The organism is Zhihengliuella sp. ISTPL4, assembly GCF_002848265.1.
Taxonomy (GTDB): domain Bacteria; phylum Actinomycetota; class Actinomycetes; order Actinomycetales; family Microbacteriaceae; genus Microbacterium.
In genome coordinates this window covers 3,089,608-3,108,160 of record NZ_CP025422.1, presented here as the reverse complement: position 1 = coordinate 3,108,160, position 18,553 = coordinate 3,089,608, and the positions used below count along the sequence as shown (strand labels likewise).

General features: G+C 70.8%; 18 protein-coding genes. 6 read left to right on the top strand and 12 right to left on the bottom strand.

The annotated features are described in order from the left end of the window. Positions 1 to 67 precede the first annotated feature (67 nt). Positions 68 to 1,489, top strand: coding sequence for a dicarboxylate/amino acid:cation symporter (locus tag CYL12_RS14800; protein WP_199399143.1), 1,422 nt, complete (start codon positions 68 to 70; stop codon positions 1,487 to 1,489). A 169-nt stretch (positions 1,490 to 1,658) separates the two neighbouring features. On the opposite strand, the gene CYL12_RS14795 is transcribed toward CYL12_RS14800, so the two are convergent. Both CYL12_RS14795 and CYL12_RS14790 read right to left on the bottom strand, forming a co-directional pair. After that, entirely contained in the window at positions 1,659 to 3,389 is a 1,731-nt protein-coding gene (locus tag CYL12_RS14795; RefSeq protein WP_101848260.1) for a cation:proton antiporter, read from the bottom strand. Between the two features lie 45 nt (positions 3,390 to 3,434). Continuing rightward, positions 3,435 to 3,743, bottom strand: coding sequence for a MerR family transcriptional regulator (locus CYL12_RS14790; RefSeq protein WP_101848259.1), 309 nt, complete (start codon positions 3,741 to 3,743; stop codon positions 3,435 to 3,437). A 129-nt stretch (positions 3,744 to 3,872) separates the two neighbouring features. On the opposite strand from CYL12_RS14790, the gene CYL12_RS14785 reads away from it, so the two are divergent. The 4 genes from CYL12_RS14785 (at position 3,873) to CYL12_RS14765 (ending at position 6,135) form a co-directional block, all read left to right on the top strand. Next, complete coding sequence (locus CYL12_RS14785) at positions 3,873 to 4,295, top strand: Hsp20/alpha crystallin family protein (RefSeq protein ID WP_101848258.1); 423 nt, start codon at positions 3,873 to 3,875, stop codon at positions 4,293 to 4,295. 68 nt (positions 4,296 to 4,363) lie between these two features. Beyond that, entirely contained in the window at positions 4,364 to 4,591 is a 228-nt protein-coding gene (locus tag CYL12_RS14780) for a DUF2795 domain-containing protein (protein WP_101848257.1), read from the top strand. Between the two features lie 36 nt (positions 4,592 to 4,627). Next, positions 4,628 to 5,665 (top strand): LLM class flavin-dependent oxidoreductase, encoded by a 1,038-nt coding sequence (locus tag CYL12_RS14775; RefSeq protein WP_101848256.1) that lies wholly within the window; start codon positions 4,628 to 4,630, stop codon positions 5,663 to 5,665. A 263-nt stretch (positions 5,666 to 5,928) separates the two neighbouring features. Further along, positions 5,929 to 6,135 (top strand): methyltransferase, encoded by a 207-nt coding sequence (locus CYL12_RS14765; protein ID WP_101848254.1) that lies wholly within the window; start codon positions 5,929 to 5,931, stop codon positions 6,133 to 6,135. Positions 6,136 to 6,198: 63 nt separating this feature from the next. On the opposite strand, the gene pheA is transcribed toward CYL12_RS14765, so the two are convergent. Beyond that, the gene (gene pheA / locus CYL12_RS14760) at positions 6,199 to 7,182 is read right to left on the bottom strand and encodes a prephenate dehydratase (protein ID WP_101848253.1); all 984 of its coding nucleotides are present in this window, start codon (positions 7,180 to 7,182) and stop codon (positions 6,199 to 6,201) included. Positions 7,183 to 7,227: 45 nt separating this feature from the next. On the opposite strand from pheA, the gene pgm reads away from it, so the two are divergent. Further along, positions 7,228 to 8,871: a phosphoglucomutase (alpha-D-glucose-1,6-bisphosphate-dependent) gene (pgm, locus tag CYL12_RS14755; RefSeq protein WP_101848252.1), complete on the top strand. Its 1,644-nt coding sequence runs from the start codon at positions 7,228 to 7,230 to the stop codon at positions 8,869 to 8,871. Positions 8,872 to 9,058: 187 nt separating this feature from the next. On the opposite strand, the gene CYL12_RS14750 is transcribed toward pgm, so the two are convergent. The 9 genes from CYL12_RS14750 to CYL12_RS14710 form a co-directional block, all read right to left on the bottom strand. Beyond that, positions 9,059 to 9,877: an ABC transporter ATP-binding protein gene (locus CYL12_RS14750; RefSeq protein WP_101848251.1), complete on the bottom strand. Its 819-nt coding sequence runs from the start codon at positions 9,875 to 9,877 to the stop codon at positions 9,059 to 9,061. Positions 9,878 to 9,888: 11 nt separating this feature from the next. Further along, positions 9,889 to 10,926, bottom strand: a complete 1,038-nt coding sequence (locus CYL12_RS14745) for an ABC transporter substrate-binding protein (protein ID WP_101848250.1) — start codon at positions 10,924 to 10,926, stop codon at positions 9,889 to 9,891. A 31-nt stretch (positions 10,927 to 10,957) separates the two neighbouring features. Next, the gene (locus tag CYL12_RS14740) at positions 10,958 to 11,809 is read right to left on the bottom strand and encodes an ABC transporter permease (RefSeq protein WP_085605959.1); all 852 of its coding nucleotides are present in this window, start codon (positions 11,807 to 11,809) and stop codon (positions 10,958 to 10,960) included. Positions 11,810 to 11,950: 141 nt separating this feature from the next. Further along, the gene (locus CYL12_RS14735; protein ID WP_101848249.1) at positions 11,951 to 13,054 is read right to left on the bottom strand and encodes a glycerate kinase; all 1,104 of its coding nucleotides are present in this window, start codon (positions 13,052 to 13,054) and stop codon (positions 11,951 to 11,953) included. Beyond that, positions 13,051 to 14,118: a LacI family DNA-binding transcriptional regulator gene (locus CYL12_RS14730; protein ID WP_101848248.1), complete on the bottom strand. Its 1,068-nt coding sequence runs from the start codon at positions 14,116 to 14,118 to the stop codon at positions 13,051 to 13,053. Before CYL12_RS14730 ends, CYL12_RS14735 begins: the two co-directional genes overlap by 4 nt. Before the next feature lie 43 nt (positions 14,119 to 14,161). Continuing rightward, complete coding sequence (locus CYL12_RS14725; protein WP_101848247.1) at positions 14,162 to 14,926, bottom strand: sugar phosphate isomerase/epimerase family protein; 765 nt, start codon at positions 14,924 to 14,926, stop codon at positions 14,162 to 14,164. A gap of 259 nt (positions 14,927 to 15,185) precedes the next feature. Beyond that, positions 15,186 to 16,103 carry a sugar phosphate isomerase/epimerase family protein gene (locus CYL12_RS14720; RefSeq protein WP_101848246.1) on the bottom strand — a complete coding sequence of 306 codons (918 nt, stop codon included), beginning with the start codon at positions 16,101 to 16,103 and terminating at the stop codon, positions 15,186 to 15,188. Continuing rightward, complete coding sequence (locus CYL12_RS14715; protein WP_101848245.1) at positions 16,100 to 17,317, bottom strand: DUF993 family protein; 1,218 nt, start codon at positions 17,315 to 17,317, stop codon at positions 16,100 to 16,102. Before CYL12_RS14715 ends, CYL12_RS14720 begins: the two co-directional genes overlap by 4 nt. Further along, complete coding sequence (locus CYL12_RS14710; RefSeq protein WP_101848244.1) at positions 17,314 to 18,483, bottom strand: Gfo/Idh/MocA family protein; 1,170 nt, start codon at positions 18,481 to 18,483, stop codon at positions 17,314 to 17,316. The genes CYL12_RS14715 and CYL12_RS14710 overlap by 4 nt, the downstream gene beginning before the upstream one ends. Positions 18,484 to 18,553 lie beyond the last annotated feature (70 nt).

Genomic DNA, 18,553 nt, shown 5'->3' with positions numbered 1-18,553 from the left:
AGGCTCTCCTAGCGTTGAGCCTCATGGCGTGCACCCGGCGCGCCGCGATTCTGGAGTCCCCACCTCAATGAGCACCACCGCACGCGCCCAGAAGGCGCCAGACACCCGCGGGCCGGTCCGGAAGCTGCTGACCTCGTTCGGCTTCCAGATCATCGCCGCCCTCGTTCTCGGCATCGCCGCCGGTCTCATCGGCCGCCAGCTCGGCGCCACGGCCGAGAACCCGACCGGACTGTCGGCCACCCTCGACACGATCGGCAGCTCCTACGTCACGCTGCTCCGCGCAGCCGTCGTCCCGCTGATCTTCACCGCGATCGTCGCGAGCATCTCGAACCTCCGTCGCGTACAGAACGCCGCCCGCCTCGCCGGGCAGACGATCCTGTGGTTCGCGATCACCGCTTTCATCGCGGTCATCATCGGCATCGTCCTCGGCCTCGTGATCCAGCCGGGCAGCCGTGCCGGCGAGGGCCTGGAGCCGGGCGAGCCGTACACGGTCGGCACGTGGTGGAACTTCCTCCTCGGCCTCATCCCGCAGAACTTCCTCGGCCTGACCGTCAGCACCTCCCCCGGAGCCACCGAGGGCACGTTTACCTCGAGCGTCGGCTTCAACATCCTCCAGGTGATCGTGGTCGCGGCCGTCGTCGGCATCGCGGCACTCAAGGCCGGCAAGAAGGCCGAGCCGTTCCTCGTCTTCACCGAGTCGCTGCTCAAGGTCATCCAGCGCGTGCTGTGGTGGATCATCCGTATCGCTCCGCTCGGCACGTTCGGCCTCATCGGCTCGGCCGTCATCAAGTACGGCTGGGAGAAGCTGGCGTCGCTCGGCTGGTTCGCCGCGGCCGTCTACATCGGCCTCGCGCTCGTGCTGTTCGTCGTGTACCCGATCCTGGTGCGCACGCACGGTCTCTCCATCAAGCAGTACTTCTCGGGTGTGTGGCCGGCGGTGCAGCTCGCCTTCGTGAGCCGTTCCTCCATCGGCACCCTGCCCCTCACGGAGCGCGTGACCGAGCGCAACCTCGGCGTGCCCCGCTCGTACGCTTCCTTCGCCGTGCCGCTGGGCGCGACGACGAAGATGGACGGCTGCGCCGCGATCTACCCGGCCATCGCCGCGATCTTCGTCGCGCAGTTCTTCGGCATCGAGCTGAACTTCGTGCAGTACCTGCTCATCGTGATCGTGTCGGTCGTCGGCTCCGCCGCCACCGCCGGCACGACGGGCGCGGTCGTCATGCTCACGCTGACGCTGTCGACCCTGGGCCTGCCGCTCGAGGGCGTCGGCCTGCTGCTCGCGATCGACCCGATCCTCGACATGGGCCGCACGGCCGTGAACGTCGCCGGCCAGGCGCTCGTCCCCGCGATCGTCGCGAAGCGCGAGGGCATCTTGAACGAGGAGCTCTACAACGCGCCTCGCGAGGGCCTGCCCTTCGCCGATGACTCCGGTGACGATGCTCCCGAGACGGACGCCACCTCCACCCCGGAGCCCGCCGGCGCCCGCTGATCCCGTCTCCTTCACGAGCGCCCCACCTCCTGTATCCAGGAGGTGGGGCGCTCTTCGTCTCCCTCTCCCTCCCCTGTCGAGCCACCCCTTTGCGTGCGCCCCGGCCCGTTGCGGACGGGCGGAAGGGGGTGGGTCGACCGGAAGGGGGTGGGTCGAAGGGAAGGAGGAGTCAGTTGCGGCTCAGGGGGCGAGTCGCGCCGCGGGTGTCGAGTGCGAGCTCCTCGGCGTCCATCGCGGCCAGCAGCTCCCGCATGACCTCCTCGTCGAGCTCTCCGGCATCCCGCTCCGCGACGAGGATCTCCCTCCGCACCTGCAACCATCCCTTCGTCAGGGCGACGAGGTCGTCGTAGGACGGACGGGCGACGGTGTCCTCGACCTGCTGCGCATCGTCGGTGTCCTTCTCCACCCGGGTCATGCGCTGGGTGAAGGCATCGAACATCCCGAGGTCGACCTCGCCGTGCTTCTGCTCCCACTCCCGGCGCTTCTCCGCGAGGTACGCCTTGCCGGCCTCGCGGCTCTTGGCTTTCACCATCTCCAGGGCCGCCACATCCTCCTCGTGCTCCTCATCCCCCGCGATCTCCAGACGCCGGATGAGCAGCGGAAGCGTGAGCCCCTGCAGCAGGAGCGTGCCCACCGTGACGATGAACGCGACGACGACGATGGCATGCGCGGCCTCGGTGTCGAGCCCTGCCAGATCCGCGGCAGCAACCGCGATCGCAAGGGTCACCACGCCGCGCATCCCCGCCCACGAGATGACCGCGTTGTCCTTCCACGTGAGCCGCAGGCCCGCCATGCGCTCCCGGACGATCTGCGTCCGCAGCTCATCCGTGCTCTGGTCACGCCACCGCCGGGACCGCCGTCGCCGTTCGTCGAACTCCCCGGATGCGATGCCGCGATCCATGCGGGCGAGCCGGCGACGGTCCTGGAAGTTCGACCACGCGCTGATCGGGTAGATGTAGAGCGGCCGCACGACGAGCACCACGAGCAGCACGGCGCCGGAGAGCAGGAGGATGTGCCCCACCGACTCGCTGCCGAGATCGCTGAGCACCCGCGGGAACTGCAGGCCGATGTAGGCGAACACGAAGCTCTCCAGCAGCAGATCGGCTGAGAGCCACAGCGGCGCCTCCTGCTGCCGGGTCGTGTAGTCGGTGCGCGGGGCGTTGAAGCCGACGAAGAGGCCCATGGCCACGACCGCGAGGACGCCGGAGCCGAGCAGATGTTCCGCGATGTTATACGCGCCGAACGGAGCGAGCAGGCCGAACGTGCCGATCACGACGGGGTCGCCGATGCGCATGCGGAGCTGGTGCAGCACGATCCCGAACACGAGCCCGATCCCCACGCCCACACCGACCGCGAGGAGGAACTGCCAGACCCCATCCCAGACGGTCAGCGTCGCCCCGGCGAGGATGGCGGCGAACACCCGGTAGAGCGTGAGCGAGGTCGCGTCGTTGATGAGGCTCTCGCCCGACAGCACCGTCATGATCCGGCGGGGCAGACCGAGACGACGGCCGATCGCCGCCGCCGACACCGCGTCCGGCGGGGCGACGATGGCGCCGAGCAGCAGCGCGCCGGGCAGCGTGAGCGACGGCAGGATCCACCAGGCCACGAGTCCCACGGCGAACGCGGTGAGCAGCACCAGCCAGATGCCGAGACGGCGGATCTGCGGCAGGCTGCGCTTGAACCCGACGAAGGAGACGTCGAGGGCGGCGGAATACAGCAGCGGCGGCAGCACGAGCCCGAGCAGCAGATGTCCGTCGATCTCCAGCTCCGGCACGAACGGCAGGAACGAGGCGGCGAGCGCCACGACGGTGACGAGCAGCGGGGCGGGCCAGCCGCGCCAGCGCGCCACAGCAGCGACGGCGACAGCTCCGACGAGGACGTAGAAGATCCCGGCTTCCATGCGGAAAGCGTAGCGGCGTCCTCCATGCCGGCTGCCCGCCGGGTGTCAGTCGCGGTCGGGACGCTGTCGTCCCGGCCCCTCCGCATCGAGAGCTTCCCGGAGGCCCGCGTTCTCGTCCTGCAGGTCGAGGACCCGGGCGATTCCTGCAATGTTGATGCCGTCGCCGCGGAGCTCGGCGGCGCGACGCAGACGGGTGATGTCGTCATCGCTGTACCGACGGGTGCCGCCGTCGCTCCGGGCGGGCGCGAGCAGCCCCTTGCTCTCGAAGAGCCGGATCGTCGCCTCGGGCAGGTCGACGAGCTGCGCGGCCACCGCGATGCCGTAGAGCGGGGTGCGCGAGTCGCGTGCGGTCATGGATGCCCTCGTCTCCTGATCGGGGTTGCAAGATTCCTGCTCGTGTTCTATAACAAATCTATACCTCAGGTGCAGATAATCTGCACACCACCTCAGCCCTTGCAGGGCCGCACGAAAGGAGAAACCCTCATGGCACTGACCTTCGATCCCTTCAGCCAGCTCGACCGCTTCGCCGCGAGTGTGCTGGACTCCGTGCGCGCGCCCCGGTCGATGCCGGTGGACCTGTACCGCGACGGGGACCGCTACATCCTGCACGCCGACCTCCCCGGCGCCGATCCCGGTTCCATCGACGTCGACCTCGACGGTGGGCAGCTCACGATCCGCGCCCAGCGCACGGCCGACACCCGCGAAGGCGTGCGCTGGCTCGCCCGCGAGCGCGGAGCCGGGTCATTCCTGCGCCAGTTCTCGCTCGGCGAGGGCGTCGACCTCGACAACATCAGCGCCTCGTACGAGAGCGGTGTCCTGTCGGTCGTGATCCCCGTCAGCGAGCGGGCGAAGCCGCGCAAGATCGTCGTCGAGTCCGGCGAACAGCGCCAGGCGATCGACGCCTGATCAGCCGGGGGCGGTGCCGTCGCACCGCCCCCGTTCTTCTCCTCTTCTTCTCACGGAAAGGACGGACCATGGCACTCTCCTCGACCCTCGACCGGTTCCTCGCCGACATGGAGTACCCGGCGACCCGCGACGACCTCCTGCGCGAAGCCGCGCGGGACGGACTGCCGGCGGAAGATCGTGCGGTGCTGCGCGACTTGCCCGAGCAGAGCTACAGCGCCGCGTGGCTCATCCGCTACCGCCTCGCCAAGAACGCCCTCGCCGACGCGCTCACTCCCGCCTCGCGTCTCGCCGCCTAGGGAATGCCGGAGCGGCCGCCGAGGTTGCATCCGGAGATGAACGACGTCGCCCTCTCCGTCCTCGACCTCGTGCCGGTCCGCTCCGGCCAGACCAGTGCCGAGGCCATCACCGCCTCCCTCTCCCTCGCCGCGACCGCCGACCGGCTCGGCTATCGCCGGTACTGGTTCGCCGAGCACCACAACATGCCCGCGGTCGCCTCGACCACGCCGCCGGTCCTCATCGCGGCCGCCGCCACGCGCACCTCCCGTATCCGCCTCGGCTCCGGCGGCGTGATGCTGCCGAACCACGCGCCCCTCATCGTGGCCGAGCAGTTCGCCGCCCTCGAGGCCATCGCACCCGGGCGTATCGACCTCGGTCTCGGTCGCGCCCCCGGCAGCGACCCCGTGATCACCCAGCTGCTCCGTGGGTCGGGGACGACCAGCGACGTCGAGCAGTTCCCCCGCCACGTGCAGGACATCGCGGCGCTCTTCACCGCCGACGGCGCCACCGTGCGCTTCACCTCCGGCGGCGAGTACACCGTGCGAGCCACCCCTGCCGCGACCGGGGTACCCGAGGTGTGGCTGCTGGGGTCGAGCGACTACTCCGCCCAGCTCGCCGCCTCCCTCGGCCTGCCGTACGTATTCGCGAACCACTTCTCCGGACAGGGCCTGGAACGCGCCCTCGACCTCTACCGCACGAACTACCGTCCGAGCGAGGAGCACCCGGAACCGCGGACCTTCCTCACCGTGAACGCCGTCGCGGCTCCGACCGCGGAGGAGGCGGAGGCCCGTGCCCTCCCACAGCTGCGGATGATGGCGCGGCTCCGACTCAACCAGCCGCTCGTCGCGCTGGAGACGGTCGAGCAGGCCCTCGCCGCGGTACACGACGTCGCGACGGAGCAGGTGGTCGAGGCCGCCCGGTCACGGTGGTTCGTCGGCACCGGGGAGTCTGTCGCCGCGGAGGTCCGCTCCTTCGCCACGACCTACGGAGTGGATGAGGTCATGCTGTCCCCCGTCGCCGGCGCCTACGACGCGGAGCCGAAGGACTCGGCCGCGGGCCGCACCCAGACGCTGGAGCTCGTCGCAGGCGCGTGAGTCGCGTCTCGCGTCGCGGGGCCGATAACGGACGCTTTCCCGGGTGCGGCCGCATCCGAGAGGGGCTGCCGCTCGCGCGCCCGGGTGTCGAATCTCCGAAGGAGACGGAGGCCCGCCTGCTGCTCGTGAGCTTCGGACTGCCGGAGCCCGTTGTCCAGCACGTCGTCTCCGCGAGCGGACGCTTCCGCGCCAGGGTCCCGTGAAGGGGCTGGCCCCCGGCCGCTCTGAGGCGTAGCCTCGGCCGCAGAGAGAGGGGTTCGACGATGAGCACCAAGACACTCGCACTGTGGGTCGCCTACGGGACGAACGGAGTGGTGGGGAGCATCCGCCATGATGAGGACGGCTATGTGGTGACCATGGCGGGAGCGGACGCGGCGGCCGGCACCTATCCCAGCCTCGCCTCCGCGAAGGGCGCGCTGCATGCCCGCATGTTGCCCGGCAGTGCCTGGCCGCGGTTCCAGGAGCACTGAGTACCCCACCGCGCCGTGCGGGATGGAGGGCGCGCGGCGCGCGGCGCGCGAGGCCGGCGAGGGTCAGGACTCGGGTTCGCCGGAGAGGATGCCGCGGAGCCAGTCGCGGGCCTCGATGAAGATCTCGTCGGAGTAGCGGTCGGGATACTGCACGATCTGCCGGTCGGCTCGCGGGTACGAACCGAGGAACACCACGCGAGGGCTGAAGCGGCGGATGCCGAGCAGGGCATCCGCCATCCGCTCGTGCTCGATGTGACCGTCCGCGTCGATCACGAACCGGTACCGGCCGAGCTCATCGCCGATGGGCCGGGACTCGATGAGTGAGAGGTTGATGCCCCGCGTCGAGAACTGTTCCAGCATCTCCAGCAGCGAACCGGGGTGGTCGTGCGGGAGCTCCACGATCAACGAGGTCTTGTCGGCACCGGTCGGCGCGGGTGAACGCCGGGTGCGAGTGACGAGGACGAATCGGGTCACGGCCGCCGCGTTGTCGCCGATGCCCTCAGCCAGCACATCCACGTCGTAATGCTGCACGATCCCGGGCGCGGCGATCGCGGCCTGGGCGGGCGAGGTGCCGTCGAGAACGCCGATGGCCGAGGCGACGTTGCTCGCCGCCGGCACATGCGAATGGGTCGGGAGGTGTTCGCCGAGCCAGCCGTGGCACTGCGCGTAGGCAACGGGATGCGCGGCGATGACCTCGACCTGATCGAGAGTGGTGCCGCGTGGAGCGACGAGGACGAAGTTCACCCGCACGAGGTATTCGCCGATGATCCGAAGACCCGGCAGCGTCGCCAGCGCGTCCTGCGTGGTGGAGACACCACCCTCGATGGAGTTCTCGATCGCGATCATGGCTGCGTCGCTGCGTCCTTCGAGCACGTCGGCGAGCGCCTCGCCCACGTTGTGCACCGGTCGCCAGGTCTGGCCGCGAGCCTCGGCCACCTGGTCGAGCGCCGCCTCCGTGAAGGTTCCGGCTGGTCCGAGATAGCTGTAGGTGCGGCGTTCACTCACGGCGTTCAGCCTATCCCTCAGTGACTCATCGCCATCCCGCATGTCAAGGCGGATGCGAGCATCGGCTGCACGGGGCAGACTGAGAGCATGAGCAGCCGTGCCGGCCTCCCCGCGGAGGAAAGTGACCTGATCGACGTCGACGAGCTGATCGCCGCCTACTACGACCGCGTGCCGAACCCGGATGTCGCCAGCGAGCGGGTCGTGTTCGGCACCAGCGGCCATCGCGGCTCGTCGCTCACCAAGAGCTTCAACGAGAACCACATCCTCGCCACGACGCAGGCCATCGTGGATTACCGCGCGGCGCAGGGCATCACCGGTCCCCTCTTCCTGGGCCGCGACACCCACGCCCTTTCTCTTCCTGCAGAGCGCAGCGCCATCGAGGTCCTGCTCGCGAACGGGGTGGATGTGCGCGTCGACGCCCGGGACTCGTGGGTGCCGACCCCGGCACTGAGCCACGCGATCCTCACCTACAACCGTGACCGCGCCGCCGACGACCCGGGCCGGGCGGACGGCATCGTCGTGACCCCCTCGCACAACCCTCCCCGCGACGGCGGCTTCAAGTACAACCCTCCCCACGGCGGCCCCGCCGACACCGACGCCACCGGTTGGATCGCCGACCGCGCCAACCGGCTCATCGCCGACGGCCTGACCGAGGTGCGGCGCGAGCGCTTCGCCGACGTCGACTGGGACGCGATCACCGGATACGACTTCCGCGACGCCTATGTGCGCGACCTTCCGTCGATCATCGACCTCGAGGCGATCCGCAGGGCCGGTGTGCGCATCGGCGCCGACCCGTTGGGCGGCGCCTCGGTGGAGTACTGGTCGCTGATCTCTGAGATGCACGACATCGACCTCACCGTCGTGAACCCCGAGGTCGATCCCACGTGGCGCTTCATGACCCTCGACTGGGACGAGAAGATCCGGATGGATCCATCGTCCCCGTCAGCCATGGCCTCGCTCGTGGCGAAGAAGGGCGACTACGACATCCTCACCGGGAACGACGCGGATGCCGACCGACACGGGATCGTCACCCCCGACGCGGGGCTCATGAACCCGAACCACTTCCTCGCCGTGGCTATCGACTACCTCTTCTCGCACCGGGAGCACTGGCCGCGTGAGGCTGCGGTCGGCAAGACGCTCGTCTCGTCGATGATCATCGACCGCGTGGCGGAGTCGCTCGGTCGGCAGCTGCTGGAGGTTCCGGTCGGGTTCAAGTGGTTCGTGCCCGGACTGCTCGACGGCTCCGTCGCATTCGGCGGCGAGGAGTCGGCGGGTGCCTCCTTCCTCCGTCACGACGGCTCCGTGTGGTCCACCGACAAGGACGGCATCATCCTCTGCCTGCTCGCGGCGGAGATCCTCGCGGTGACCGGCAAGACCCCGTCGCAGCGCTACGCGGAGCTGGAGGACGCCTTCGGTTCGTCCGCCTACCAGCGGGTCGACGCTCCGGCCACCCCGGAGCAGAAGGCGACGCTCGGCAAGCTGACTCCGGAGTCGGTGACGGCGACCACGCTCGCCGGCGAAGACATCATCGCCAAGCTCTCGCATGCTCCCGGCAACGGTGCAGCGATCGGCGGCCTCAAGGTGCAGACCCCGCACGCGTGGTTCGCCGCGCGGCCGTCCGGCACTGAAGACGTCTACAAGCTCTACGCCGAGAGCCTGCGCGGTCCGGAGCACCTCGCCGAGGTGCAGGCCGAAGCCCGCGCCGTGGTGTCCGCCGCCCTCGGCGACTGATTCCCACTCCCGCGGGTGTCGCGGGATCGACAACGCTCCCCTCGGCCAGCGCCGGGGGGAGTTTTCGATCCCGCGCCCCGGTGCCCACCTCGCGCGGGATCGAGAACGTCCCTGAGGGACGTCGGGGAGGGGCGGTTTCGATCCCGCACGGGACGGGGGACAGTACCTGGGGCGGGAGCGGGACGGGTCAGTCGGCGTCGGTGGAGGAGCCGAGGAGCTCGCGGACGCGGCTGGAGACGCGGTGGAACTCCTCCGTCTCCAGGACGTCGGCGTAACCGCGGCGGGCCGGGAGGTCGACGCGGTGCTCCTCCAGGATCCGCCCCGGTCGCGGGCCCATCACGATGACGCGGCTGGCGAGATAGACGGCCTCCGCGACCGAGTGGGTCACGAGCAGCACGGTCGTCCCGGTGGCGCTCCAGATGCGGTTGAGCTCGACGTTCATGCGCTCACGCGTGAGGGCGTCGAGGGCGCCGAACGGCTCGTCCATGAGCAGCACCCGCGGCTCGTGCAGCAGCGCACGACACAGCGACACCCGCTGCTGCATGCCGCCCGACAGCTCATGCGGCAGCGACTTCTCGAAACCGGTGAGACCGGTCATCTCGATGAGCTCATCGGCACGGGCCTGGGCCTTGCGCATGTCCATCCCGCGCATCTCGGCCTGCAGAAGGATGTTGCCGCGGACGCTGCGCCACTCCAGGAGCGCCGCTCGCTGGAACACGTAGCCGATATCCTGCCGCGGACCGCGGACCTCGTCCCCGCGGAGGCGGATGCTGCCGCGGCTCGGCGCGGTGAGTCCGGCGACGGCCTTCAGGAGGGTCGACTTGCCGCAGCCGGAGGGCCCGGCGATGGAGAGGAACTCCCCCTCCTCGACGCGCAGGTCGACGCCCTCGAGAGCCGTGACCTGGCGCCGCTTGGAGGCGAAGGTGATCGCGAGATCCGAGACCTCGAGCGCCGGAGCGGTGCTCGTGGTCGCGGGTCCGCGCTCCTGCTGAACGTGAGTGTCCATGACGATCGGTCTCACTTCCCGGGGGTGAAGGAGTCGTCGAAGTAGGTGTCCACGTCGCCGTCGCCCGAGATGAGCCCGGCCTCGGACAGCACCTCCAGGGTGGACTCCCAGTCCTCGGTCGCGTTCGCGCCGGGAGCCTCTCCCTCGGTGGCGTCGGTGTGGAGCAGCTCGATGGTCTCCTCCCACTGGTGCAGCAGGACCTCCTGCGATGGCATCTGCGGGTCCTTGCCCTCCATCGCGGCCACCGCGGCCTCGGGGTCCTCCTGGGCCGCCGCGAAGGCCTCGGAGGTCGCCGCGACGAGCGCCTCGACGAGCTCGGGGTCGCCCTCGATCGTGTCGGTCGGCGCGATGAGGCCGTTGCTGAAGAAGTTCAGGCCGGCGTCGGAGTAGCGCAGGTACTCGACGTCCTTGCCGCTCTTGTCGGCGATGGTCGGACCCTGGTCGTGCGCGAAGCCGATGAGCCCGTCGACCTTCCCGGACAGCATGGCGGCGATCTTCCCCGCAGCGTCCAGGTTCTGCTGGGTCACGTCGCCCTCCTCCAGGCCCACGGCCTCGAGGTACATCGGGAAGGTCGTGGTCGGGGCGTCGCCCGCGGAGACCGCGATGGTCTTGCCCTTGAGGTCTTCGGGGCTGGAGATGCCGGAGTCGGCGAAGACCTGCACGGCCGACGGCGTGGTCTGCAGGAAGACGCCGACGCTCTTGATGCCGACGCCCTTGTCGATGTTCGCGAGGACGGCGGGGGTGTCCGCCCAGCCGAAGTCGACCTGTCCCTGCCCGACGGCCTGCGCGGTCTTCGTCGAGCCCTGGCCGGCCTTGATCGTGAGGTCGATGCCGTGCTCCTCGAAGATGCCCTGGTCGACGCCGTAGTAGAAGGCCGCGTGCTCGCCGTAGGGGTACCAGTTCAGCATGAGGGTGACCGGGGTGAGCTCGCCGTCGGCGTCGCCTCCGCCGGAGCTCGCCGGGGCCGTCGACCCTCCGCAGCCGGAGAGGGCGAGCGCTGCGACGGACGCGAGGGCGATCGAGCTGAGGATGGTGCCTGACTTCTTCATCAGTGCCTTCTTTCGTGGGGGACGAGGGGGTTCAGAGTCGGACGGTGGCGGCGGCGACGTCGCGTTTCGAGGCGTGCCACGGGATGAGGAAGCGCTCGGCGATCTGGATGATCCCGAAGAGGATGACGCCGAGCAGCGACATGATGATGAGCGCGGCGAAGAGCATGGCGGTATCGAGGTTGCCGTTGGCCTGGAGGATCACGTAACCGAGGCCCTCGTTCGCGCCGACGAACTCGCCGACGACGGCACCGGTGACCGCGAGCGTCGCGGCGACCTTGAGGCCGGAGAGGAGCTCGGGCAGCGCCGCGGGCAGCCGCACCTTGAGGAACGTCTTGAAGCGGCTCGCGCCCATCGTCGACGCGAGCTGGAGGATCTCCGGGTCGACGGTGCGCAGGCCCGCGAGGCCCGAGATGACGACCGGGAAGAACGCCATGAGCACGGCCACGAGGATCTTCGGCTCCGCGCCGAACCCGAGCCACACGACGAACAGCGGCGCGATCGCGATCTTCGGGATGACCTGGGCGAAGAGGATGACGGGGTAGAGCGTCTGCTCGAGGCCCCGCGAGTACACCATGAGCACGGCGACGAGGACGCCGACGACGACCGCGATGACGAACCCGATCACGGTCTCGTAGGTGGTGACCCACGTGTTCTGCGCCAGGTAGGCGGCGTTGTCGGTGAAGGCGGCCCACGTGTCGGCGGGCGAAGGGATGATGAAGGCCGGGACCCACCCGAGGCTCGTCGAGACCCACCAGAGGGCGAGCACCGCGAGCACGAAGACGAGCGGGTGCCAGTGGCGGCTCCACCAGCGGACGATGCCGGGAGGCTCGGGGCGGTCGGCGGCGATCGCCAGGGTCATGGTCGCGGAGGGGGCAGACGACATGGGGTCCTCGACATCTTCGTGAAGGATTCGGGAAAGCGCATTCCCGAGCGGTGCTGCGAGTCTATGCCGACCGTTCTGCCGTGTCAACGCATGGGCGTGCCCGCGCCGCGATCGGCGACCGACGCGCGGCTTCTGGACCGATCACCGTGCCCGGGCCAGCTCCGCGCCAGCCACCCGCAACCATCGGGCGGGGTCCGACAGCGCGGCCGTCGGCGACCCTGCCAGCACGGTCAGCGACAGGGCCTCGGCGAACAGGCCGGTGTCGGCGTCGTCCGTGATCCGGCCGGCCGCGAGCAGGGGCTGCACCCCCGCCTCGACGGCGAGCGCCGCAAGGAACGACGGCACCTTCCCGTCACCCGACTGTCCGTCGTAGGACCCCTCGCCTGTGATCACGACGTCGGCGCCCCGGACGGCCCCCGCGAGGTCGATGAGCGCGGCCACCTCGGCCGCCCCCGGAGCGAGGCCCCCGCCCCAGCGGACGAGCGCTGCTCCCGTCCCGCCGGCGGCACCCGCGCCGGGCTGCTCCGGGTCGACGGGCAAGAGGGCGGCGAGATGTGCGAGCGCGTCGTCGACGCGGGCGATGTCCTCCGGCGCCGTGAGACCCTTCTGCGGACCGAACACGGCCGCCGCGCCGCGCGGCCCGGTGAGCGGGTTCGTGACATCGGTCAGCACGCGGACATCGGGTGCCGTCCGCAACGCCCCGAGATCCGCCGTGACGATGTCCGCCAGACCGCGCGCGCCCCGCGCGACCGGATCGCCGTCCGCGTCGAGGAAGCGTGCCCCGAGGGCGGTGAGCAGGCCGGTGCCTCCGTCTGTGGAGGCACTGGAGCCGATGCCGAGGATCAGGCGTGAGACCCCGTGATCGAGGGCCGCCGCGATCGCCTGCCCGAAGCCGGTGGTGTCGGCGTCCCAGGGACGCAGATCATCGAGGAGCTCGATACCCGAGGTCGAGGCGATGTCGACGACACCCGTGCCACCGGGAGCATCCGTCGTGCTCGACAGCAGCAGCCATGAGGTCTCGACGGGAACGCCCGCCGGTCCGTCGACCGTGATGGGCATCCGTCGCGCGTCGGGCACCGCCGTGGCGAAGGCGGCGACAGTTCCCTCCCCGCCGTCGGCCATCGGGCGGAGCACGACCTCCGCCGCCGGCTCCACCTCGGTCCACCCGGCAGCGAGCGCCGCGGCAGCGTCCGCCGCCGTGATCGTGCCCTTGAAACTGTCCGGAGCGATGACGACGCGGGTCATGCCCGGAGCCCCGGCGTGCTCGCACGCACGACCACCTCGAGCGGGAGCGCGGGTTGCTGCCAGTCCTCGTCGACGATCGCGCGGAAGGCCTGGTAGCCGGCATCGCTCAACGGGACGCAGACCGTGGTGAGCGCCGGGGTCACGTCGCGGCTCGAGGGCACGTCGTCGAAGCCGCAGACCGCGATGTCCGCGCCGACCTCACGGCCCGCTGCGCGGATGGCCGCCATCGCACCGATCGCGACGACGTCGCTGATGCCGAACACCACGGTGCCTTCGGGGACCCCGGTGGCGAGGGCTTCGGTCATCGCCGCCGCCCCCGATTCCCGGCGGAAGTCTCCGCGGACGGTCTGCGCGACCTGGCCACCGCCCTCCGCGAATCCGGCGCGGAAGCCCGCCAGGCGGTCGTCCGAGGTCCGCACGCCCTCCGCGGCCCCGACGAGCACCGCCGAGCGATAGCCGAGCTCCGCCATGCGGCGGCCGAGCGCGGCAGCCCCGGCCCGGTTGTCGATCTCCACGCGGCGATCGCCGGCGCCGTCCGCACCGAAGGCCACGACGCGGCCCCCGAGGCGCGTGAACTCGGCGAGCTCGCGGGTGGTCTCCGCCTGGCCTTCCTCCTGCGTGCGGGACGCGGCGAGGATGAGGCCCTGCGGACGCTGTCCGCGCAGGGCACGGACGATGCGCGCCTCCCGCGACGGGTCACGTTCGGTGATGGCCACCGTCACGACGAGACCCTGCTCGTCGGCGCCGCGCGCGACCCCCGAGGCGATGAGGCCGAAGTACGGGTCGGCGATGTCCGCGACGAGCAGCGCGATCACCGGCGAGCGTCCGCGGGCGGTCGCCTGCGCGGAGACGTTGGCGGTGTAGCCGAGGGCCTCGGCAGCCGCCTCCACACGTTCCCGGAAGGGCGCCGCGACCTTGCGTTCGGAACCGTTGAGCACCCGAGAGGCGGTGGCCAGCGAGACCCCGGCCTCGAGCGCGACGTCATGCAGCGTGGGCGCCGGTCCCCGAGCGTGACGGGGGCGACGCGCGGCCGGCGGCTCTGCCGGTGTGGCTGACGGGGTCATGCTCCGAGCCTACCGACGGGGCCGGAACCGCTTCGAGGGGCGCTCACGGCCGCCGCCCGAGAAAACCGAGCAGGGCGGCGGCCTCACCAGCGAGGAGTTCGGGGGCGTCGTCGGGCACGAACTCCAGCAGCGCGTCGCGGAGCGGGTGCGGCGCGGCGGCCGCTTCCGCGAGGAACCGGGTCCAGAGCGCGGACCGGGAGCGGAGCGGGTGACGCTCGGTGCGCGGCCACCAGGAGAAGACGTGAGCGGCGGAGACGTGGGGCCCGAGCTGTCGGAACTCGTCGAGCGCCGCAGGGACGGCGGCACCGACCGTGGGCTGCCAGTATGTCGACAGTGCCGGGTGGTCGACCTCGCGCAGCACCTGTCGCGTGGCCGGAGCGGTGTCGGCGAGCGTGCCTCCGTGGAACTCCAGGGCGAGCCCGATACCCCGAGCGGCCGCCTCGATCGCCGCGGCACGGAGCCGCGCCACGACGCGGGCACGCTCCTCCTCGGACACCTCCGCGGAGCCGTGAGCACCCGCCCACACCCGTACCCGGTCGGCACCGAGGGCCGCGGCGCTGTCGAGGACCGCGGTCAGCGACTCCTCCGTCCCCGCACGGAAGTACGACCCGTAGGAGGCGACGGCGAGCCCGGCATCCGTCGTCATCCGCGCGATCTCCGCCGCCCGCGCGACGTCGCCGGGCGGCACATGCACATCTCCGCCCCACTCGATCACGTCGAGACCCGCGGCGGCTGCGAGCGCGACGATCCGCTCCGGCGGCAGGGCGCGGAACGTCACCGAACACAGTCCCGCACGGATCCCCGTCATCCCGTCATCCTCTCAGTCCTCCGGTTTCCCCCGTCGTCGAGTCCCATCCGCACGACCTCGTTCCGCCCGCACGATCGGAACCCGGTTCCGGCCGTGCACACGGACCCGAGCCGTGGAGGTGTCGCCCGCTGGCCCCCACACGGGACGACCGGGACCCGCCACGGATGCACGGCCTGGACACGTCTGCACGATGCGAACCCAGGATCGGTCGTACGCGCGGAACCGGGTCGTGCATGCGTGACCGGGACGGGAACGGGGCTCACAGGTGGGGGGCGACCGCCGTCGCGAAGGCCTCGGCCGTGCGGCGGACCACACGGGCCGGGTCGTCGGCCCAGACGTCGGCGTGGAAGATCTCCACCTCGATGTCGCGGTCGTAACCGGTGTTCTGGACGGCCCGGGTGAGAGCGCTGAAGTCGATCACGCCGTCCCCCGGATAGTGCCGGGAGAGGAGGGGGTCGGCGGCGAGGGGCGTCTTCCAGTCGCAGACCTGATACGTGGCGATGCGGCCCTCGCGTCCCGCGCGGGCGATCTGGTCGAGGACCTGCGGATCCCACCAGATGTGGAACGTGTCCACCGCGGCGCCGACCACGGCGGGGTCGAAGTCCGCCGCGATGTCGAGCGCCTGACCGAGGGTGGAGACCACGGCGCGGTCGGAGGCGTACATCGGATGCAGCGGCTCGATCGCGAGGGTGACTCCGGCGGCTCGAGCGTCGTCCGCGAGGGTGCCGATGGCGTCGCGGACGCGCTCCCGTGCCCCGATGAGGTCGCGCGACCCCTCAGGCAGGCCCCCGGCGACGAGGACCAGCACCGCGGTCGAGCCCTCCGCACCGGCTGCCGCGAGGGCGGCCGTCTCCTCGATGGCGCGGCGGTTGTCGTCGAGCGCGGCCTCGCGCTCCGGACCGACCGGAAGGGTGAAGAAACCCCCGCGGCAGTGCGTCGTGAAACGCAGCCCGGAATCGGTCAGCATGCGGGCGGCGACATCGAGTCCCACCGCCTGCACGGGCTCCCGCCACAGGCCGATGGCCTCGACTCCCGCCGCCGCCGTGACGCGCAGGGCCGTCGCGAGGTCCGCGTGCTTCACGGTGGCCTGGTTGATCGAGAGACGCGGGTGCGGCACGATCCCGACGTCGGCTGTCCGGGACTCGCGCTCCGCCGCCAGGCTCCGGGGAGCGGTCATGCGTCCACCCCGTTCAGCCGGAGCAGGCCGTGCCAGCGCTCCCGCGCGAGCTCCGGCCGCTCCAGGGCGAGCGCCCCGTTGGCCAGCTCGACGATGCGGCTGAGGTGCGGCAGGCTCCGTGCGGAGTGCAGCCCCCCGACCATCTGGAACGCGGGCTGATGCCCGTTGAGCCAGGACAGGAACGCGACCCCGGTCTTGTAGTAATACGTCGGCGCCGCGAACACCTGCCGACTCAACTCCTCCGTCGGCCCCAGGAAGGTGAGGTACCGATCGGGGTCGTCCGCGTCGAGCGCCTGGATCGCGGCGGAGGCCACAGGGGCGAGAGCGGCGAACGCGCCGAGCAGCGCATCCGAATGGCCGCGCGATGCGGACCCCTCGGGCGCGGCCGCCCCGGTCAGGCTGTCCCCGCCGATGAGGCCGACGTAGTGGAAGTCGTCGCCGGTGAACATGCGCACGCCCTCCGGCAGCCGTTCGCGCACCCAGACCTCGGACTCCGCGTCGAGCAGACTCATCTTCACCCCGGCGACCGCGTCGCGGTTCTCGCCGATGATGTCGAGCAGCACCTCGGCGGCCTCCTGCCACGCGGGAACAGCGCCCTCGGACGACGAGGGCGCGAAGTACCCCGCCAGCTCCGGATCGAACGCGGTGCCGAGCCAGTGCAGCACGACGGGGACCGTCGCGCGGGAGAGCACCTCGCGGTAGACGCGGCGATAGTCGTCGGCGCTCTCTGCGACCCGAGCCAGGTGCCGCGAGGCCATGAGCACCGGTCCCGCCCCCTGCTCCTCGGCGAAGTGCAGCTGCTCGAGATAGGCGGCGATCACCTGATCGAGCGAGATGCGCGCCTCGTCGATGTGGTCGGTGTTGACCCCGACCACGACCGTGCCGCCCTCCTCGCGGGCGACCTCGGCGCTGCGGGCGATGAGCTCGCGCACCGCCGTCGCGTCCAGACCCATGTTGCGCTGCGCCGTGTCCATCGCGTCGGCCACGCCGAGTCCCCACGAGTAGACGTTGCGACGGAACGCGAGGGTCGCGTCCCAGTCGATGTCGGCCGGCTGTCCCGGGGTGTTGTCCGCGTGGACCTTCGGCACGACGTGCGCGGCGGCGTACGCGACGCGACTGCGCAGCGGGCCGTCCGGCCGCGTGACGGCGTCGGCCTCGCGGAGCTCCGTGTCGGCGGTCCGGCCGTCGGCGGCGAGGAGGCGGAGCGTGGTCATGCCTCGTCCAGGGTCAGCGGCTCGAGCACGATCTTCCGCCCCTCGGCGCTGGACGCGAGTCCGGCCTCGGCGAACTGGACCCCGCGCGCGCCGGCGAGCAGGTCGAACGGATAGTCGGTGCCGAGGACGAACGAGGTGAGGTACTCCTCCCACTGCTGCCGGAAGCCGTTCTGGAACACGTCGTTCGTCGGCACCTGCTGCCAGTCGGCGTCGTAGTCGTGGCTGTCCTCCAGGTCGGGGTTCCACACGGGCTTGGGCGTGGCGTTGCGCGGCTGGATCTTGGCGCCGAACAACCCCACGACGGCGGAGCCGTGCGTGCCGTCGACCTGGAACTCCACGAGCTCGTCGCGGTTCACCCGCACGGTCCACGAGGAGTTGATCTCGGCGATCGCCCCGCCATCGAGCTCGAAGATGCCGTACGCGGCGTCCTCGGCCGTGGCCGTGTAGTGCTCGCCCTTCTCGTCCCAGCGGTCGGCGATGTGCACGGCGGCCTGGGCATAGACGCTCTTCACCTCGCCGAAGAGGTTCTCCAGCACGTAGTTCCAGTGCGGGAACATGTCGGTGATGATGCCGCCGCCGTCCTCCGTCCGGTAGTTCCAGCTCGGACGCTGCGCGGGCTGCCAGTCGCCCTCGAACACCCAGTAGCCGAACTCGCCGCGGACGGAGAGGATGCGGCCGAAGAAGCCGGAGTCGATGAGCCGCTTGAGCTTCTGCAGGCCCGGGAGGTAGAGCTTGTCGTGGACGACGCCGGTCTTCACACCGGCGTCGCGCGCCAACCGCGCGAGCTCCAGCGCCTCGTCCAGCGACTCGGCGGTGGGCTTCTCGGTGTAGATCGCCTTGCCGGCGGCGATGGCCTTGCGGATCGCGGACGCCCGGGCCTTCGTGACGAGGAAGTCGGCGTAGATCTCCCATCGCGGGTCGGCGAGGGCGGCGTCGAGGTCGGTCGTCCAGTCCTCGATGCCGTGCTTCGCGGCCAGTTCGGCGAGCTTGGCCTCGCTGCGTCCGACGAGGATCGGCCGCACGGTCACGCGCGTGCCGTCCGGGAGCTCGATCCCGCCCTCGTCGCGGATCGCGAGGATCGACCGCACCAGGTGCTGCCGGTATCCCATGCGTCCGGAGACGCCGTTCATGATGATCCCGATCTCGCGGGTGGGGGGCTGAGCCATCTCGATCCGTTTCCTCTCGGTGGAAGCTGTCGGCGCTGACGGTCATGTATCGGTAAGCGCTTTCCGAGAT

Coding starts and splice junctions, on each gene's coding strand:
- CYL12_RS14800 (WP_199399143.1), top strand. CDS start 68: ATGAGCACCACCGCACGCGCCCAGAAGGCGCCAGACACCCGCGGGCCG.
- pgm (WP_101848252.1), top strand. CDS start 7,228: ATGAGCAGCCGTGCCGGCCTCCCCGCGGAGGAAAGTGACCTGATCGAC.
- CYL12_RS14775 (WP_101848256.1), top strand. CDS start 4,628: ATGAACGACGTCGCCCTCTCCGTCCTCGACCTCGTGCCGGTCCGCTCC.
- CYL12_RS14735 (WP_101848249.1), bottom strand. CDS start 13,054: ATGACCCGCGTCGTCATCGCTCCGGACAGTTTCAAGGGCACGATCACG.
- CYL12_RS14730 (WP_101848248.1), bottom strand. CDS start 14,118: ATGACCCCGTCAGCCACACCGGCAGAGCCGCCGGCCGCGCGTCGCCCC.
- CYL12_RS14750 (WP_101848251.1), bottom strand. CDS start 9,877: ATGGACACTCACGTTCAGCAGGAGCGCGGACCCGCGACCACGAGCACC.
- CYL12_RS14780 (WP_101848257.1), top strand. CDS start 4,364: ATGGCACTCTCCTCGACCCTCGACCGGTTCCTCGCCGACATGGAGTAC.
- CYL12_RS14765 (WP_101848254.1), top strand. CDS start 5,929: ATGAGCACCAAGACACTCGCACTGTGGGTCGCCTACGGGACGAACGGA.
- CYL12_RS14745 (WP_101848250.1), bottom strand. CDS start 10,926: ATGAAGAAGTCAGGCACCATCCTCAGCTCGATCGCCCTCGCGTCCGTC.
- CYL12_RS14795 (WP_101848260.1), bottom strand. CDS start 3,389: ATGGAAGCCGGGATCTTCTACGTCCTCGTCGGAGCTGTCGCCGTCGCT.
- CYL12_RS14715 (WP_101848245.1), bottom strand. CDS start 17,317: ATGACCACGCTCCGCCTCCTCGCCGCCGACGGCCGGACCGCCGACACG.
- CYL12_RS14790 (WP_101848259.1), bottom strand. CDS start 3,743: ATGACCGCACGCGACTCGCGCACCCCGCTCTACGGCATCGCGGTGGCC.
- CYL12_RS14710 (WP_101848244.1), bottom strand. CDS start 18,483: ATGGCTCAGCCCCCCACCCGCGAGATCGGGATCATCATGAACGGCGTC.
- CYL12_RS14740 (WP_085605959.1), bottom strand. CDS start 11,809: ATGTCGTCTGCCCCCTCCGCGACCATGACCCTGGCGATCGCCGCCGAC.
- CYL12_RS14725 (WP_101848247.1), bottom strand. CDS start 14,926: ATGACGGGGATCCGTGCGGGACTGTGTTCGGTGACGTTCCGCGCCCTG.
- pheA (WP_101848253.1), bottom strand. CDS start 7,182: ATGCGGGATGGCGATGAGTCACTGAGGGATAGGCTGAACGCCGTGAGT.
- CYL12_RS14720 (WP_101848246.1), bottom strand. CDS start 16,103: ATGACCGCTCCCCGGAGCCTGGCGGCGGAGCGCGAGTCCCGGACAGCC.
- CYL12_RS14785 (WP_101848258.1), top strand. CDS start 3,873: ATGGCACTGACCTTCGATCCCTTCAGCCAGCTCGACCGCTTCGCCGCG.